The sequence below is a fragment of the Dactylosporangium sp. CS-047395 genome (assembly GCF_050942185.1).
Lineage (GTDB): Bacteria > Actinomycetota > Actinomycetes > Mycobacteriales > Micromonosporaceae > Dactylosporangium.
This window is the reverse complement of sequence record NZ_CP192015.1, coordinates 6006435-6021284: the sequence shown is the minus strand read 5'-3', so window position 1 is coordinate 6021284 and position 14850 is coordinate 6006435. Positions and strand designations below refer to the sequence as shown.

Below are 14850 nucleotides of genomic sequence, written 5' to 3'. Positions count from 1 at the left end.
GATCAGATGGCTTACCAAACACGCCTTAGTCACGCCGACTGCGACAGGGCCCTCTGATCTCGTGCACAATCACTATCAGGCCAATAGACTCCGGCCGGGCCCGTACTTCGGGGACTCCGCTGGCGGGGCATCGCTGAGCATTGTGCAACAGGACATTGAGCAGCAGAACCGCCCGGGATACGGTTCTGCTCGGCCTGGCGGCCCCTTCCAGCATGGGTCTGCGCGCTCGGCCTAATGGCCAGGGCGCTCGCCCGCATTCCAGTAGCCGGCCGTCGCGTGCGCGCCCGGCGGATTGCGGCGTTCGATCACCGGATCAGTATTCACGCGCGGGAAACACGGCGGTGGTCCCATTACAGCCATGATCTGGATCAGCCGCCTCGGTCCCGCCGAGGTCGAGCGGCGGCGCAGGGACGCGCCCGACGGGCCGCTGCACGGGCAGGCGTTCGCGGTCAAGGACAACATCGACGTCGCCGGGCTCGCCACCACCGCCGCCTGCCCCGCCCTCGAGGACCGGGTCGCGACACGGTCGGCGGCCGCGGTGCGGCGGCTGGAGGCGGCGGGCGCCGTGCCGCTCGGAAAATCCAACATGGACCAGTTCGCGACCGGCCTGGTGGGGACCCGCAGCCCGTACGGGATGAGCGGTTCGGTCTTCAGCGCCGCCCATGTGAGTGGCGGCAGCAGTTCCGGCAGTGCCCTGGCCGTCGCCGGCGGGGAGGTGCCGCTCGCGCTCGGGACCGACACCGCCGGGTCGGGGCGGGTGCCCGCCGCGTTCAACGGGATCGTCGGGTTCAAGCCGACCCGGGGGCTGGTCTCCGCCGCCGGAGTGCTGCCGGCCTGCCGGTCGTTGGATTGCGTCAGTACGTTCACCCGCACCGTCGTCGCCGCCCGCCAGGCCCTCGACATCCTCGCCGGGCCCGACCCGGACGATCCGTGGTCGCGGGCCGCCCCGCCGCGGCTGCCCGCGCACGTCGCCGCCCGGCCGCGGGTCATCGGCGTCCCCGACGGGCCGATCGACCTCGACCCCTTGCACGCCGTCGCCTGGGAGGCCGCGCTCGCCCACGCGGCCCGGGTCGGGCGGCTGGTGCCGGTGCCGATCGCGGATTTCCTGGCCGCCGCCACGCTGCTGTACGGCGGGCCCTGGCTCGCCGAACGCTGGAACGGCTTCGGCCATCTCCTCGAAGCCGCCGGAGCACACGCCGACCCGATCGTGCGCGGCGTCGTCACGCCGGGGAGGGACGTCACCGGCGCCGAGGTGTTCGCGGGCCTCGACCGGCTCGCCGGGTTCCGGCAGGCGACCGAGCCGCTCTGGTACGGCATCGACGCCCTCCTGCTGCCCACCACCCCGGGCCACCCGACGTTCGCCGACGTGGCCGCGGAGCCGGTGGCGGTCAACGCGCGGCTGGGGACGTACACCAATTTCGTCAACCTGTTGGATTTGTGTGCGGTCGCCGTGCCCGCCGGTCACCGGCCCGACCGGCTGCCGTTCGGGGTGCAGTTCATCGGGCCCGCGTTCGCCGACCGGCCGCTGCTCGACCTGGCCGCGCGGTGGACCGGGGAGGAAATCCAACAGCGTGAGGAACCGGGCACGACGCTGGTGGCCGTGGTTGGGGCGCACATGTCCGGGCTGCCGCTCAACGGGGAACTCGCCGCGCTCGGGGCGGCGCTGGAATTCCGGGCGCGCACCGCCGCCGGGTACCGGCTGTTCCGGCTCCCCGGCCCCGGCGTGCCCCGCCCGGGTCTGGTCCGCACCGGCGACGGGCCGGCCGGCGGGATCGCCCTCGAACTGTGGCGGCTGCCCCGGGCGGCCGTCGGCGCGCTGCTCGACACCGTGCCCGCCCCGCTCGGCCTCGGCCGGATCACCCTCGACGACGGCACGGAAATCCTCGGCTTCCTCGCGGAGGAACACGGAATCCGCGACGGCACGGACATCAGCGCGGCCGGCGGGTGGCGGCAGGCCGTCTGACGAGGCCGAGGAAACACGGAATCCGCGACGGCACGGATATCAGCGCGGCGGGCGGGTGGCGGCAGGCCGTCTGACGAGGCCGCGGCTCACGGGACCGCCCGAAAGCGCGGGCCTTCTGACGGATTTCCGTCGGGCGCAGGCACGGGACCGCCGGGGTGCACGACAATCCCCGCCATGCGCTGGTACCGTGCGCTGGTCCCGGTGGTGGCCGCGGCCGGCGCCGCCGTCGGGGTCACCGGCCTGACCCTCAAGGCCGCCGACGGTTCCCACCCCACCGCCGACCTGGTGTTCGGCGGCATCACCGGGTTCGCGTTCCTCGCCGCCGGCCTCGTCGCCGACCGCCGCCGCCCCGGCAACCGCGTCGGCCTGCTCATGGTCCTCTACGGCACCGGCTGGTTCGCCGAGGACCTGCAGTTCTCGTGGGTACCGTGGATCTTCGCCGTCGGCGGCCTGTGCGCGCACGTGTCGACCGCGCTCGGCGCCCACCTGGTGCTCGCGTACCCGACCGGCCGGCTCACCACCCGCGTCCAGCGGACCCTGGCCGCACTGTCCTACGTGGTCGCCGTGGTGTGGCCCGCGTTCGGGATGCTGTTCTACAACCCGGCCAGCCGCGGCCAGACCAAACCGCCGAACCTGCTCATGGTCTGGGACAACCCCGGCTTCTGCCAGTTCGTCGCCGACAGCATGGAACTCGGCGGCGGGATCGTCGCGGTCGGCGTCCTCGTCGTGCTCGTGCGCCGCTGGTTCACCGCCGGCCCACCGATGCGGCTCATCCTCGCCCCGGTGTTCATCACCGGCGTCGGCGGCGCCCTCGCGACCGCGGTCGGCGGCGTCGCCGGCTACGACAGCCCGAGCGGCCAGGCGGTCCTGCTCGCGTACAAGGCGTGGTGCTGCCTGCTGCCGCTCGGCTTCCTCGCCGGGGTGCTGCGGCTGCGGATCGGCCCGACCCGCGTCGACGAACTCCTCGTCGAGCTCGCCACCCCGGCCGGCGCCTCGGTCCCGGCCCTGCGTGCCCTGCTGCGCCGCAGCCTGCGCGACGACACCGTCGAGGTCGGCGTGTGGGACCCCGCCTCGCAGCGCTACCTCGATGCCGAAGGATCCGCGTTGGTACCCCCTGACGCCGACGAACCCCGCACGTCCACCCGCATCGACTTCGACGGGCGGCCGCTCGGCCTGCTGGTGCACGATCCGGCGCTGCGGGAGGACCCGGTCCGGCTCGACGCTGTGGTCGCCGGGGCCGCCGTCGCGCTGGAACGTCACCGACTCGCTGGGGCGATGCTAGCCGAGGTCGAACGCTCCCGGGAGCGCATCGTGGCCGCCACCGACGCCGAGCGCCGCCGCTTCGGCCAGGACCTGCACGACGGCGCCCAACAAAATCTTGCCGTCGCCGCCGCTTACCTCAGTCAAGCCGTGCACCGCCTCGACGGTACCGCCGACGAGCCCGCCCTCGACGCCCTGCGCCGCAGCGACCAGGCCCTGCGCGACGTCACCCGGGAACTGCGGGAGATCGCGCACGGCCTGCGCCCCGCCGCCCTGACCGACCTCGGCATCGGCCCGGCGGTGCGCTCCCTGGCCGCGACCATGCCGATCCCGGTGACGCTGACCGGCTTCGACGTGCCGCGGCTGGCGCCGACCGTGGAGTACACCGTGTATCTGCTGGTCAAAGAGGCCTTCGCGAACACCCTCAAGCACGGAAACGCGAGCCGCGCCGAGGTGGTGCTGCGGCACACCGGCACGGCCCTGCACGTGCGCGTCACCGACGACGGCACCGGCGGCGCGGCCCCGGACGGCGGTCGCGGGCTGCTCGGCCTGCAGGACCGCGTCCACGCCGTCGGCGGCACGTTCACCGTCACCAGCCCGCCCGGTCAGGGCACGGCCGTCGCCGCGGTGCTGCCCGCGCCCGGAGCGTGACGTGATGCGCGTCGTCATTGCCGAAGACCATCACTTGTACCGTGAACTGCTCACCGTCCCCAGCCCGCCCGGCCGGGGCACGGCCGTCGCCGCGGTGCTGCCCGCGTCCGGAGCGTGACGTGATGCGCGTCGTCATTGCCGAAGACCATCACTTGTACCGTGAACTGCTCGTCGAACACCTCAAGCACCAGGGCGTCGACGTGGTCGCCGAGGCCCCCGACGCGCCGCGGCTCGCCCAGGCCGTGCGGGCGGCGAAGCCCGACGTCGCCATCATCGACATCCGGCTGCCGCCCGGACCCGGCCCGACCGGCCTGCACGCCGCCGTGGAGATCCGCCGCCGCGACCCCGGCATCGGGCTGCTGCTGTTGTCGCAGTACGTCGAGGCCGAGTACTTCATGACGCTCGTCGCCGGCGGCATGCACCGCGTCGGGTACCTGCTCAAGGAGCGCGTCAGCGGCAAGGACGGGCTGCTCGGCGCGGTCCGGCGGATCGCGGGCGGCGGCTGCGTCGTCGACCCCGAGATCTCCGCGCTGCTGCTGCGCGGCCGCGCCCCGGCCGGCCTCGGCGCGCTCACCGACCGGCAGACCGACGTCGTGGAGCTGATGGCCGACGGGCTGAGCAACAGCGCGATCGCGGCCAGGCTCGGCATCAACGACCGTACCGTGGAGACCCACACCCGCGCCGTCTACCGCGCCCTGGGCATCGAGGACGAGCGGGACACCCACCAGCGGGTGCTCGCGGTGCTCATGTACCAGCGACTCCGCCAGGCCCGCGCATGACCCTGTCCGCCGTGAATTCGTCCTTCGGTACGAAGCCGTCGGCGCCGCACTCGGCGTAGGCGGGACCGTAGTCGGCGACCGGGTGGACCGAGCACAGCACGACCCGCACCGCCGGCCGCAGCGCGCGGATCGCCCGGCAGACCGCGAACCCGTCGGCGTCGGGGAGGCGGATATCGAGCAGTACCACATCAGGCGAAATCGTCGCGAGCAACCGCAGGGCCTCGGCTGCGGTCGCGGCCTCCCCGGCGACCGTGCCGCCGGCGGCCTCGAGGGACGTGCGGGCCAGTAGGCGGAACCCGGCGTGGTCGTCGACGATCAGCACCCGGGGCCTCATCGGGCCACCATGACCGGGTCCGTGCGCGCTGTCATCCGTGCCAGCCCTGACGACAGCGACCGGCCGGGCCGCGATCGTGGGGCGCATGAAGGTCCGCCTCGCCGCCGCCGTGGCCGCCGTGCTCCTGCTCGGCTGCGGGTTCACGAGCAAGCCGCAACCGCAGACCCAGCCCGAACCCGAACGGCCCGCGCCGGCCACCACGGCCACCAATCCCCAGGCCAAGGCCACCACGCCGCAGGCCAAGGCCACCACGAAGGCCGCCAAGACCGGAACGCTGTCCTCGCGCAGCACCGCGCAGACCCGGCAGCGGGTGTCCTGTTCGGACATTCAGACCGAGCTGCAGCTGGTCGCGGCGAACGGATTGGTCACCTGGACCTCGCGGGTCGTCGAGCCGGGCGGCAGCGTGACCGTCACCCCGGCCACCGGCACCCTCGCCGCCGGCGCGAGCGTCGTGGTCAGGATCCGCGGCACGTACCCGGCGGACCGGCGGACCTTCAGTGTCAAGTTCGAGTACGAGACGAATGTCGGCTCGGCCGGGATCGACTTCGACATCAATTGCTGAGCCTGTATCAAACGCGGGCCGCGTTCATCCGTCACACGGTGGACGTCGTCTTGGAGGTAGAACGATCATGCAGACCGCCCGGCTCGGGATCGACTTCGGCACCTCGCACACCGTCGCCGTCCTGGCCCGCGACGGCGGCCGGGCCGACGCCCTGCTGTTCGAGGCTTCGCCGCTGCTGCCCTCGGCCGTGTACCTCGGCGCCGACGGCCTGCTCGTCGGCCGCGACGCCGAACGCAGCGCGCGGATCGAGCCCAGCGCGTACGAGCCGCACCCGAAACGCCGCATCGACGACGGCAGCGTGCTGCTCAACGGGCACGACGTGCCGGTGCCGCGGCTGGTCGAGGCGATCCTGCGCCGCGTCGCCGAGGAGGCCACCCGCACGCTGGGCGGCCCGCCGGGCGCGACGGTCCTGACCCACCCGGCCGGCTGGGGTGCCACCCGCCGCACCCTGCTCACCGACGCCGCCACCGCCGCCGGGCTGCCCGCGCCGGCCCTCGTCGCCGAACCGGTCGCCGCCGCCATGTACTTCACCGGCGTCCTCGGCCACCGCGTCCCCGACGGCCACGCCGTCGTCGTGTACGACTTCGGCGGCGGCACGTTCGACATCAGCGTGGTCCGCCGCACCGGCGACGGCTGGCACGTGGCCGCCGCCAACGGCCTCGACGACGTCGGCGGCATCGACCTCGACGCCGCCATCATCGACCGCATCCGGGCCGGGATCGCCACCGGCAACCCGGAGGTGTGGCAGCGCCTCGAACAGCCGGCCACGGTCGCCGACCGCCGCCACCGCCGGGCCCTGTGGGAGGACGCCCGCTCGACCAAGGAACTGCTGAGCCGTTCCACGACGGCGGCGATGGCGATTCCGCTGCTGGACGTCGACCTGTACCTGACCCGGCCGGAGTTCGAGGCCCTCGCGCGGCCGTGGCTGGACCGGACGATCGCCCTGACGACCGCGACGTTGTTTGCCAGCGACGTCACCGCGGGGCGGCTGGCCGGGGTGTTTTTGGTGGGCGGCGGCAGCCGGGTTCCGCTGGTCGCGACGCTGCTGCACCAGGCGCTCGGGATCGCGCCGGTGATTCTGGAACAGCCGGAACTGGTCGTCGCGCACGGCAGCCTCCTGGCGGAAGCCCCGGCCACCGCTGCCTTCGCTGTTGCGGCCGCCCCGGTGTCGGCTGCCCCGGTGTCCGCTGCGCCGGGCGGTGGGTTCGACGCTGGGTTTGAGACGACGCCCGCGGCTGGTCTCGTCTCGGTGTCCGGGAACGGTTCGGCGTCGCGGACTGCCGTTGCGGTGGCCGCGCCGGTCTCGCCGCCGCCGGCTGCTCCGACTTCGCCGCCGCCGTCATCGTCATCGTCATCGCCGGACGCTGAGGCTGCGGTGCCGGAGGCTGCGGTGCCGCGGCGGTTGCCGGGGTTGTGGGCGGTCATCGCGTTCGCGGTCGTCGCCGGGCTGGGGGCCCTGTCGCTGCTGCTGCGCGAGACGTACGATCAGGTGTCCCCGCCCTTCGTGTCCGGACTGCTCACCCCGCTGCAGCCGGCCTCCGTGCTGGTCCTGCTGGCCATGATGACGGCCGTGGTGGTGGGCGGGCGGCCGGGCGACCCGGGCGGACCGGCGTACCGGGCGCTGGGTCCCGCCGTGGTCGCCGCCGCCGGAGGCGTCCTCGGGCTGCTGGTGCTCGCCCTGACCCACGAACCCGACGACGCCCTGTCCATCGACGGCAACGGCAACTCCGGCGGCGACCACGAGTACGCCGGCGCCGGCCCATGGATCCTCACCGTCGCCGGCGTCCTGGCCCTCCTCGCCGTGCTGTACCGCATCGCCCGGCCGCACACCGCCGACCCGCTCACACCGTCCCGCCCCGGCCGGGCCCGCTGGTTCGCGACGTGGGCCGCGGCCGGGGCGGTGCTGGTGATCGCGAGCAACAGCCCGGTCCGCCTGCCCTACGCCGCCCTCGACGGCGACGGCATGGAGGACATGCAGCCGCTGGGCGGGCTGCTCGGCTCCGGCGGCGAGCTGGCCTGGTGGGGCGGGTTCCTGTTCGGACTCACCCTGATGCTCACCGCCGGCCTGGCCCTGGCCGCCCTGCTGCGCCCCGCCGTGGTGCGCGACCCCGCCGTCCACACGGCCGCGTCGCGCGTCGGGTTCACGCTGATCGCCGGGCTCACGGTCCTGCTGCTCGTCCAGGCGGCCTGGGAGCAGTCCGAGGATCGCATCGCGCCGATGGTGCAGAGTTGGTACTGGTACACCTTCATCGGCCTCGAACCTAACTCTAACGGCCACCCGTGGTTCTGGCTCGTCCTCGCCATCGGCGCGTCCGCCGGCGTCGTGGTGCCTTCACTCGTTCGCAATGCTCGCCGTAAGGGCACCGGGCAGCCGTGACCGCGCGCGCGGCGTTGTCGCGCCGATTCCTCATCCGCCGCGGTCGACGCGTGTTCGCCGCGTTCGCGCCGCGTTCGCCGCGGCGCCGTGGCCGCGCGCGGCGTCGTCGTGCCCATCCCTCATCTGCCGCGTTTGCCGTGCGTCCGTCGCGCCAATGTGACCGCGCGAATTTTCCTGGCGCCGCCGTGAACCGAATCGGCCGCTCGATCCGATGAGGGTGTAGGAGCGAGCGAAGGGGGACAGGATGGAACACGGCAGCGGATCAGCCACCGGGCGCGGATGCCGTCAGGAGCGCGATCGTCGCCTCCTGCTGGAAGTGCCGGGCCCAGTCCAGCGGGGTACCGTCGAAGCGGCGGTCGTGTAGGGCCGGGTCGGCGCCCAGGTCGAGCAGCAACCGGGCCAGGGCCACGTCGCCGTTGGCCGCGGCGTGGTGCAGGGCGGTCTCCCAGGCGCCGTCGGCCGGGGCGTCGCCGCGGCCGTAGGCGTTGACGTCGAACCCCAGCTCGGCGAGCAGCGCGACGACCGCGGTCGGGGCCACGGCGGCGGCTGCCGAGGCCGCCGCATCGTCGCCTCCGGCGTCCGCTGAGGGGCGGCCGGCGGCCCACACCATGAGGCCGGGGCGGCGGCGCTTGGCCTCGGTCGCGGCACCCGGGTGCGCGGCGGTCAGGCGCTCCACAGTGGACCGGTCGGCCCGGAACACCGCGGCGATCAGCTCGTGGGCCGGATCGGCGGCCGGCCGCGGCACGCCCTGCGCGACGAGGAAGGAGGCGATCTCCGAGGAACCGTACAGTTCGGCCAGCTCCAGCGGGGTGCGACCGTCGCCGGGGGCCCAGGGCGGGCCGTCGTCGGTGAACGGGGCGGCCACGTCGACGCCGTGCGCGGACAGCAGGCGGACCCGGGCCGCCTGGCCGTGCTCGACCGCCCAGCGCAGCTGGATGCGCAGCATCTGCGCCGGGGTCTGCAGGGTGTCGATCCGGGCCTTCCACGGGCCGCCGTCGCCGGTGCCGAGACCATACTCGAAGAGCAGTTCCAGGTGGCTGTCGTCAGGTTCGAACATCCGGTTGTACAGCGTCTGCGCGTCGTTCGGGTCCGCGCCCGCGTCCAGCAGCAGCCGGCCCAGGGCGCGCCAGTGCGGCTGCGTCGGCTGGCGGTGGCGGCCCTGTTCGCCGGAGCCGAAGACACCGGTGAGGAGGGTGAAGGGGGAGGGGAGGCCGTCGAAGAGGTACCCGTCGTTCGGGTCGGCGCCGGCGTCGAGCAGGGCCCGGGCCGCCGCCAGCACGTCGGCTTGCGGCACGCCGGGGTCGAACCGGGAGTACACGAGGCAGAACAGCGGCCGCCAGCGCAACGGGCCGCCGGGTGTCGAGGCCAGGTCGGGACGGTCGGCGAGCAGCCGGCGCACGTCGTCGGGGCGGGCCGCCGCGGCCGCCGCCCAGATGTGCCCGCTCGTCAGGTCGGGGTGGCGGGTGAGCAGGTCGCGGGCCCGGGTCCAGCGGTCGGGGCCGTCCTCGCCGCTGTACGTCAGGCAGGCCAACCGGCAGAACTCGTCCGCCGGGTCGGCGGCCGCGACCGAGCCGAGCCTCGTGTTCCAGCCGTGCTCGGCGACGGTCCGGATGTAGCGGGTGAGCCGGGGCCAGCTGGCGAACCCGTACTCGCGGGCCACCACGAGCAGGGCGGCGCTGAGTGGGAAGGTGGGCAGTGGGGGTACCGGAGAAGGATGGAGCGCGGTGATGCGCTGCACGGCGCCGGTCTCACCCGCGCGGACGGACCGCTGCAGGGTGCGCGCCAGGCGGCGGAATCGCTCCAGGTTGGGGCGTTCGGGCATGCCTCGGGTCGGCACGATGGCCTCCTCTCGTCTGCCTGTGTCCGCGTTCAGGCCGAAAGGAAGCGAGGGTGTTGCTAGGTGCTCGCACCAGGTGGGCTGCGCCCATTCCCGCGGACCGGCGGCTCCCTGGAAGCCGGACCCCAGTGTAACCGCACCCGCCGCGGAGCCGTAGCGCCACACCCCGGCCTTCACGCCACACCGGCCGTAGCACCCACACCCGCCGTAGCGCCAAACCAGCCGTAGCACCCACACCGGCCGTAGCGCTGCACCGGCCGCGGGGGCCGTAACGCCACGCGCGTCAGGGACCCTTAGCCGCGGGGGCCGTAACGCCACGCGCGTCAGGGACCCTTAGCCGCGCCCGCCGCCCGACCGCAACCGCGCGCCGTAACGCCACGCGCTGCCGGGCCGTAACGCCACGCGCGCTGCGGTGCCGTAACGCTGCGCGCGTCGCGGAGGCCGTAACCGCGCCCGCCGCCGGGCCGTGACCGCGCACTGCGGGCCGTAACGATGCGCGCTGCAGGGCCGTGACCGGGGCCGCGGTGGATCGCCGGGGACCGATATGCTGGCGGGCGTGTCCGTGCCCGACGGTGAGTTGCCCCGCACGACGTCCGAGGAGTTCGTGGCCGAGGTCTGGTCGGAGGTGCTCGGGATCGAGCGGATCGGGGTGCACGACGAGTTCTTCGCGATCGGCGGGCACTCGGTGCTGGCGGCCAGGGTCGCCGCGCGGTTCCGGGCCGCGCTCGACCTCGACGTGCCGCTGTCGATGCTGTTCGTGAACACCACCGTCGAGCAGGTCGCCGCCGCGCTCGAGGAGTTGCTGGCGGCCGAGGCGGGCTGAGCCGGTGTCCGGTTGGCGTCCGTGGTTGGTGTTGATCGCCGTGGTTGCCTACCGTCGGGCGGCATGACGAAGGTGTTCTCGATCGAGCATCTGCGCGCGCTGCTGCTGGTCGTGCTGGGCGGGTTCCCGCTGTTCGGGGTCGCGATGTGGGGGTTGCTGCGGCTGACGCTCGGCGACGACGGCGAGCCGGGGGTGGTGACGCTCGTGAACTGGCTGGTGCCCGGGACGATCCTGGCGCTCATGGTGCTCACGCTGGGGATCACGGCGCTGGTGATGAACCCGGGGCGGTACCTGCGCGACTACGCGCGGCTCGCGGACGGGCGGGCGTGGGCGATCTGGCCGTACAGCCGGGAGGAGTGGGCCGCGGCGAAGCAGGTCGAGGCGGCGCGGCTGCGGCGGAGCCTCATCGGGCTGTACGTGACCATCGGGCTCGCGGTGCTGCTGGCCCTCATCGGGCTGGCCGCCGGGGACATCGCGCTGGCCGGAGTCGGCGGCGTGTTGTTCGTCCTCGCCGCGGTCATGCTGGTCATCGCGTACCTGAGCAGTGTCTCGCTGCGGCTGGCCGACGACGACTCCGGCGAGGTGCGCATCGGGGCGCACGGGGTGTTGCGCAAACCCGGCCGGTACACGGCGCTCGCGGCCGGCGGCACCCTGCACGCGGTCGAGGTCACCGGCGCGCCGGCGCGGCTGGTGTTCACCAGTGCGGTCCGCGGCCGGTACGGCGTGCAGCACCACAAGACCGTCGACCTCCTCGTCCCGCCGGGGCGGCAGGACGAGGCCCGAGCGCTGGCCGAGCGGTTCGACGCCGAGGTCATCCACGGCTGGAAGCACGACATGGACTGAAGGGCTTGACCCTATGTAGAGCGGCGATATAGTAAGCGCATGCGGATCACCGTGCCGACGGCCAGGGTGCTCGCCGCCCTGCTCGCCCGGCCCGAGGACGACCACTACGGGCTGGAGCTGATGCAGGCGGCCGGGCTGGCGAGCGGCACGCTGTATCCGATCCTGACCCGGCTCACCGAGGCCGGCTGGCTGCAGCGGCGCTGGGAGGACATCGACCCGGTCGCGGCCGGGCGGCCCGCGCGGCGCTTCTACCGGCTCACCGCCGAGGGAGTGATCGCGGCGCGGCAGGGCCTCGCGGAGTTGCGTGCGCAGCTGGACGGGCCGAGCGTGACCGGCGAGACGCGGCCGGCGTGGTGACGTGGGTGCGTACGGCCGAGAGGGTCACGTCGGCGCGGCAGGGCCTCGCGCAGCTGGACGGGCCGAGTATGGAAGGCGTGGTGACGGGGGTGCGCACCGCCGTGGACGTGATCGCGGCGCGGCAGGGCGTCGCGGAGTTGCGTGCGCAGGTGGACGGGCCGAGCGTGACCGGCGAAGCGCGGCCGGCGTGGTGACCGGGCTGCTGCTGCGCCTCGCCGGCCAGCGCTGGCCGGGGGAGCTGCGCGGGGAGATGCTGGCCGAGTGGTCGGCCGAGGTGCACGAGCTGGCCGCGGCCGGGCGGCACTGGCGGGCCTTGACGTTCGCGTTCAGCCTGGCCGCGACCCGCCCCCGGGTACGCCGCTTCTCGCTCGTGCCGGCCGCCCGCCAGGCCTGGTCCGGGGTGCGGCTGCTCGTGGTGCTGCCGGTCGCGGCGGTCCTCGTCGGGCTGACGGCGACCTGCCTCCCGGTGGTCGGGCCGCTCGTCGGGGCGGTGTTCATGGCGGTCGTCGGCGGCCGGTTCGTGCCGCGCCGGGTGCCGATCGCGCTGCTGATTCCGGCGGTGACGCTGCCCGGCGGCGCGCTGTACGTCCTGGCCTACGACCTGGGTGCCGGTCGGCCGGTCACCTTCGACAAGACGGCCCGCGAGGTCATCGTGTTCGGCTGGCTGCTCATGATTGCGCTGGCCGTCGCCGCGCTGCTCGTCCGCGACGGCCGGCAGCGGTGGGCCTGGATCGCCGGCATCGGGGGCTCGCTCGCCGCCGCCGACATAGGCTATGCGCTGCGGTACTTCGGGGACCCGTTCTCGCCGTACGATCTGGCGGGCTGGCCGCTGTGGATGCCGACGTCGCTCGGTGTTGGCGGCTTGGGCCTCACCTGGTCGGACAGCTTCGGGATCCGCGATGACGTGAACCCCGACGCGCCGGTGTTCCTCGTCCTGGCCGCCTACGCGCTCGGCTCAGTCATCGCGGCCCGGCTGCACGCCCGGCCGCGACCAGCACGCTGACGGCAAGGCGCCGCGCCGTCGCTGTGCCGTCAAGGTGTCCCCGGTGCATGCTCGGGCGCGAGCAGCAGGCTGACCGCAGTCGCCAGGTCGGCCGCGGACTCCGAACCGTCCACAGTGACCACCCGATAGCCGGCGTCTCGCGCCTGGTCGGCCACAATGCACGCGAAGGTCTCGTCCCGCCGCATCCACCGGTCGAACGCGTCCTCGGGATCGGCGGTGGCGGCAAGGAGCGTCCAGACCCAGGAGCGGCGACGGTACAGGCGACGCTGAAACTCCGCCGTGGGCACGACGAACACGGCGCGGTCGCGGGGCACCCCGTGGCCGGCGAGCGACTCCGGCAGCAGGGCCGCACCCTCCACAATCGACGGTGCGGTGAGCTCGGCGAGGATTTGCGGCCACTGCTCGCGGTACAATTGGAACTGCTCTTCGACCTGGACCTCGATCGGCTGGGCCAGGCGCTGCCCGACGCTCATTGCCCGGACCCGGTCGAACGTCGGGCCGCCGTGCCGGTCGAACGCGTCGTCGCAGGAGTAGACGGGGCCGCCGAGCATGGCCGCGACCGTGCTCTTGCCCGAGCACGGCGAGCCGCCGATCCACCACATCGGCCCAGCTTACGGCAGCTTGAGCTCGCCGATGCGCTGATCCGGGTCGGCGAGCAGGGCGCTGAGCACGGCCGTGTAGCCCTCCAGCGTCGCGAGCATGTCCGCGCGCGGGTAGATGGTCGGGTTGTAGTTCATCGATGCGCCGCGCCGGTCGTGGCGGACGATCAGGCCGGGCTCGCCGCGCTTGGACCACAGCATCGTGGCCCGCTCGTCGAGGACGGTGCCCGCCGGTTTGCGCGCGCGGGAGCGGTGCTCGCGGCGGTCCGGCGGCGGGTCGGTGGTGGGCGCGGCCGACTGGAACCAGGAGTGGTACAGCAGCAGGAACGGCCACGGCCGCTCGCCGTCGAAGGACGGGTTGACGGCCCGCGCGATCTCGGTGAACGACGCGGTGTGCCGCACGGCGTCGTACATCGCGCCCCGGACGAGGCCGATCGCGTCCAGCAGCGTCGTGTCGGGGCCCATGCTCGTCGCGATGTAGACGTTGTTCGTGAACTGCCCGACCAGGTCCTCGGCGCCCGGCTCGTCGCGGCCCGCCGTCGCCGTGCCGAGCACCAGCCGCGGCTCCCCGGTCCGCGCGCCGAGCAGGATCCGGTACGCGGCCAGGTACAGCAGGAACGGCGTGATGCGCTGCGCCCGCGCGAACGCGTGCAGCCGCCCGATCAGGTCCGGCTCGATCGGCAGGCCCAGCGTCGCCTCCGCCGTCACGTCAGGTGTACCACCCGAGCGCGCGAACGGCCACCGCGACGGCAACGGCGACAGGGTGCGCCGCCAGAACTCGTCCCGGCGGCGCCGATCCGCCGGGCCGAGGTCCGGAGCCGCCGTCACCGCCGCGTACGACAGCTTCAGCGGCGGCAGGGCCGGGCCGGTGCCGATCCGCGCCCGGTACGCGGCCCTGAGGTCCCGCAGCAGCACGCTCGTCGACCAGCCGTCGGCGATCAGGTGGAACAGCGTCACCGCCACGGTGTGCCGGTCCGGCGCCTCGCGCAGCAGCACGACACTCCACAGTGGACCGGTCTGGAGATTGAAGGGCCGGCCGCGCTCGTACCCGAGGATGCTGCCGCGCAGCAGCCCGCGCCGCGAGGACGGCTCGGCGGTGAGGTCGGTGAACGCAACCGGCGGCTCGACGATGTCCGGAAAACGAATCGACGGTTCGATGTCGATCGAATCGAAAACCATTCTCAGGGCATCGTGACGCGCGCCGACATCGGCGACGGCAGCACGAAACGCATTGACGTCAACCGACTCATGCCAGGTCGTGATCTCGAAAACGTTGTAGCCCAGCACGCCCGGATCGGCAGGCGCGAAGCAGGACACGAACTCCCACAGCGCCTCCTGACTACGCGCCAGCCGAGAGGCACCCCGACTCATGGTCACAAAGCCTTGCCCGGCCCCGCGCGCATTGTCAAGGCCCGGGACAGACATTGAAGTTTCGAAAAAAGTCGAAGTGCCCGAAACCCTC

At 73.6% G+C, this 14850-nt stretch carries 14 protein-coding genes; 10 read left to right on the top strand and 4 right to left on the bottom strand.

Annotated elements, in window-relative coordinates; genetic code table 11:
* The first annotated feature begins 358 nt into the window (after positions 1-358).
* From atzF to ACQP00_RS28335, 3 genes are all read left to right on the top strand, one after another.
* Positions 359-1963, top strand: coding sequence for an allophanate hydrolase (gene atzF / locus ACQP00_RS28345; protein WP_433200206.1), 1605 nt, complete (start codon positions 359-361; stop codon positions 1961-1963).
* A gap of 174 nt (positions 1964-2137) precedes the next feature.
* A complete protein-coding gene (locus tag ACQP00_RS28340; RefSeq protein WP_433200203.1) occupies positions 2138-3874 on the top strand; it encodes a sensor histidine kinase in 1737 nt (578 codons plus the stop codon).
* 122 nt (positions 3875-3996) lie between these two features.
* Positions 3997-4653, top strand: coding sequence for a response regulator transcription factor (locus tag ACQP00_RS28335; RefSeq protein WP_433200200.1), 657 nt, complete (start codon positions 3997-3999; stop codon positions 4651-4653).
* Here ACQP00_RS28335 and ACQP00_RS28330 read toward each other — a convergent pair.
* Entirely contained in the window at positions 4619-4987 is a 369-nt protein-coding gene (locus ACQP00_RS28330; protein WP_433200197.1) for a response regulator, read from the bottom strand. The genes ACQP00_RS28335 and ACQP00_RS28330 overlap by 35 nt on opposite strands.
* Positions 4988-5072: 85 nt before the next feature.
* Between ACQP00_RS28330 and ACQP00_RS28325 the strand changes: the two genes are divergently transcribed.
* Together ACQP00_RS28325 and ACQP00_RS28320 are read left to right on the top strand one after the other, a co-directional pair.
* The gene (locus ACQP00_RS28325; RefSeq protein ID WP_433200194.1) at positions 5073-5549 is read left to right on the top strand and encodes a hypothetical protein; all 477 of its coding nucleotides are present in this window, start codon (positions 5073-5075) and stop codon (positions 5547-5549) included.
* 67 nt (positions 5550-5616) lie between these two features.
* Positions 5617-7926, top strand: coding sequence for an Hsp70 family protein (locus ACQP00_RS28320; RefSeq protein WP_433200191.1), 2310 nt, complete (start codon positions 5617-5619; stop codon positions 7924-7926).
* 262 nt (positions 7927-8188) lie between these two features.
* On the opposite strand, the gene ACQP00_RS28315 is transcribed toward ACQP00_RS28320, so the two are convergent.
* Positions 8189-9763 carry an ankyrin repeat domain-containing protein gene (locus tag ACQP00_RS28315; protein WP_433200188.1) on the bottom strand — a complete coding sequence of 525 codons (1575 nt, stop codon included), beginning with the start codon at positions 9761-9763 and terminating at the stop codon, positions 8189-8191.
* A 556-nt stretch (positions 9764-10319) separates the two neighbouring features.
* Between ACQP00_RS28315 and ACQP00_RS28310 the strand changes: the two genes are divergently transcribed.
* The 5 genes from ACQP00_RS28310 to ACQP00_RS28290 all read left to right on the top strand — a co-directional run bounded on the left by ACQP00_RS28310 (position 10320) and on the right by ACQP00_RS28290 (position 12789).
* Positions 10320-10586, top strand: a complete 267-nt coding sequence (locus ACQP00_RS28310) for a phosphopantetheine-binding protein (RefSeq protein ID WP_433200185.1) — start codon at positions 10320-10322, stop codon at positions 10584-10586.
* Positions 10587-10649: 63 nt separating this feature from the next.
* The gene (locus tag ACQP00_RS28305) at positions 10650-11429 is read left to right on the top strand and encodes a hypothetical protein (RefSeq protein WP_433200182.1); all 780 of its coding nucleotides are present in this window, start codon (positions 10650-10652) and stop codon (positions 11427-11429) included.
* Positions 11430-11468: 39 nt separating this feature from the next.
* Complete coding sequence (locus tag ACQP00_RS28300; RefSeq protein ID WP_433200179.1) at positions 11469-11786, top strand: PadR family transcriptional regulator; 318 nt, start codon at positions 11469-11471, stop codon at positions 11784-11786.
* Positions 11787-11791: 5 nt separating this feature from the next.
* Entirely contained in the window at positions 11792-11980 is a 189-nt protein-coding gene (locus ACQP00_RS28295; protein ID WP_433200176.1) for a hypothetical protein, read from the top strand.
* On the top strand, positions 11974-12789 hold the full coding sequence (locus ACQP00_RS28290; protein WP_433200173.1) for a hypothetical protein: 816 nt from the start codon (positions 11974-11976) through the stop codon (positions 12787-12789). Before ACQP00_RS28295 ends, ACQP00_RS28290 begins: the two co-directional genes overlap by 7 nt.
* Positions 12790-12818: 29 nt before the next feature.
* On the opposite strand, the gene ACQP00_RS28285 is transcribed toward ACQP00_RS28290, so the two are convergent.
* Together ACQP00_RS28285 and ACQP00_RS28280 are read right to left on the bottom strand one after the other, a co-directional pair.
* Positions 12819-13391: a hypothetical protein gene (locus ACQP00_RS28285; RefSeq protein WP_433200170.1), complete on the bottom strand. Its 573-nt coding sequence runs from the start codon at positions 13389-13391 to the stop codon at positions 12819-12821.
* A gap of 9 nt (positions 13392-13400) precedes the next feature.
* The gene (locus ACQP00_RS28280) at positions 13401-14759 is read right to left on the bottom strand and encodes a condensation domain-containing protein (RefSeq protein ID WP_433200167.1); all 1359 of its coding nucleotides are present in this window, start codon (positions 14757-14759) and stop codon (positions 13401-13403) included.
* Positions 14760-14850 lie beyond the last annotated feature (91 nt).

Excerpts from the sequence above, each read along its gene's own strand:
- atzF (WP_433200206.1), top strand. The coding sequence starts at position 359 with ATGATCTGGATCAGCCGCCTCGGTCCCGCCGAGGTCGAGCGGCGGCGC.
- ACQP00_RS28340 (WP_433200203.1), top strand. The coding sequence starts at position 2,138 with ATGCGCTGGTACCGTGCGCTGGTCCCGGTGGTGGCCGCGGCCGGCGCC.
- ACQP00_RS28335 (WP_433200200.1), top strand. The coding sequence starts at position 3,997 with ATGCGCGTCGTCATTGCCGAAGACCATCACTTGTACCGTGAACTGCTC.
- ACQP00_RS28330 (WP_433200197.1), bottom strand. The coding sequence starts at position 4,987 with ATGAGGCCCCGGGTGCTGATCGTCGACGACCACGCCGGGTTCCGCCTA.
- ACQP00_RS28325 (WP_433200194.1), top strand. The coding sequence starts at position 5,073 with ATGAAGGTCCGCCTCGCCGCCGCCGTGGCCGCCGTGCTCCTGCTCGGC.
- ACQP00_RS28320 (WP_433200191.1), top strand. The coding sequence starts at position 5,617 with ATGCAGACCGCCCGGCTCGGGATCGACTTCGGCACCTCGCACACCGTC.
- ACQP00_RS28305 (WP_433200182.1), top strand. The coding sequence starts at position 10,650 with ATGACGAAGGTGTTCTCGATCGAGCATCTGCGCGCGCTGCTGCTGGTC.
- ACQP00_RS28300 (WP_433200179.1), top strand. The coding sequence starts at position 11,469 with ATGCGGATCACCGTGCCGACGGCCAGGGTGCTCGCCGCCCTGCTCGCC.
- ACQP00_RS28285 (WP_433200170.1), bottom strand. The coding sequence starts at position 13,391 with ATGTGGTGGATCGGCGGCTCGCCGTGCTCGGGCAAGAGCACGGTCGCG.
- ACQP00_RS28280 (WP_433200167.1), bottom strand. The coding sequence starts at position 14,759 with ATGAGTCGGGGTGCCTCTCGGCTGGCGCGTAGTCAGGAGGCGCTGTGG.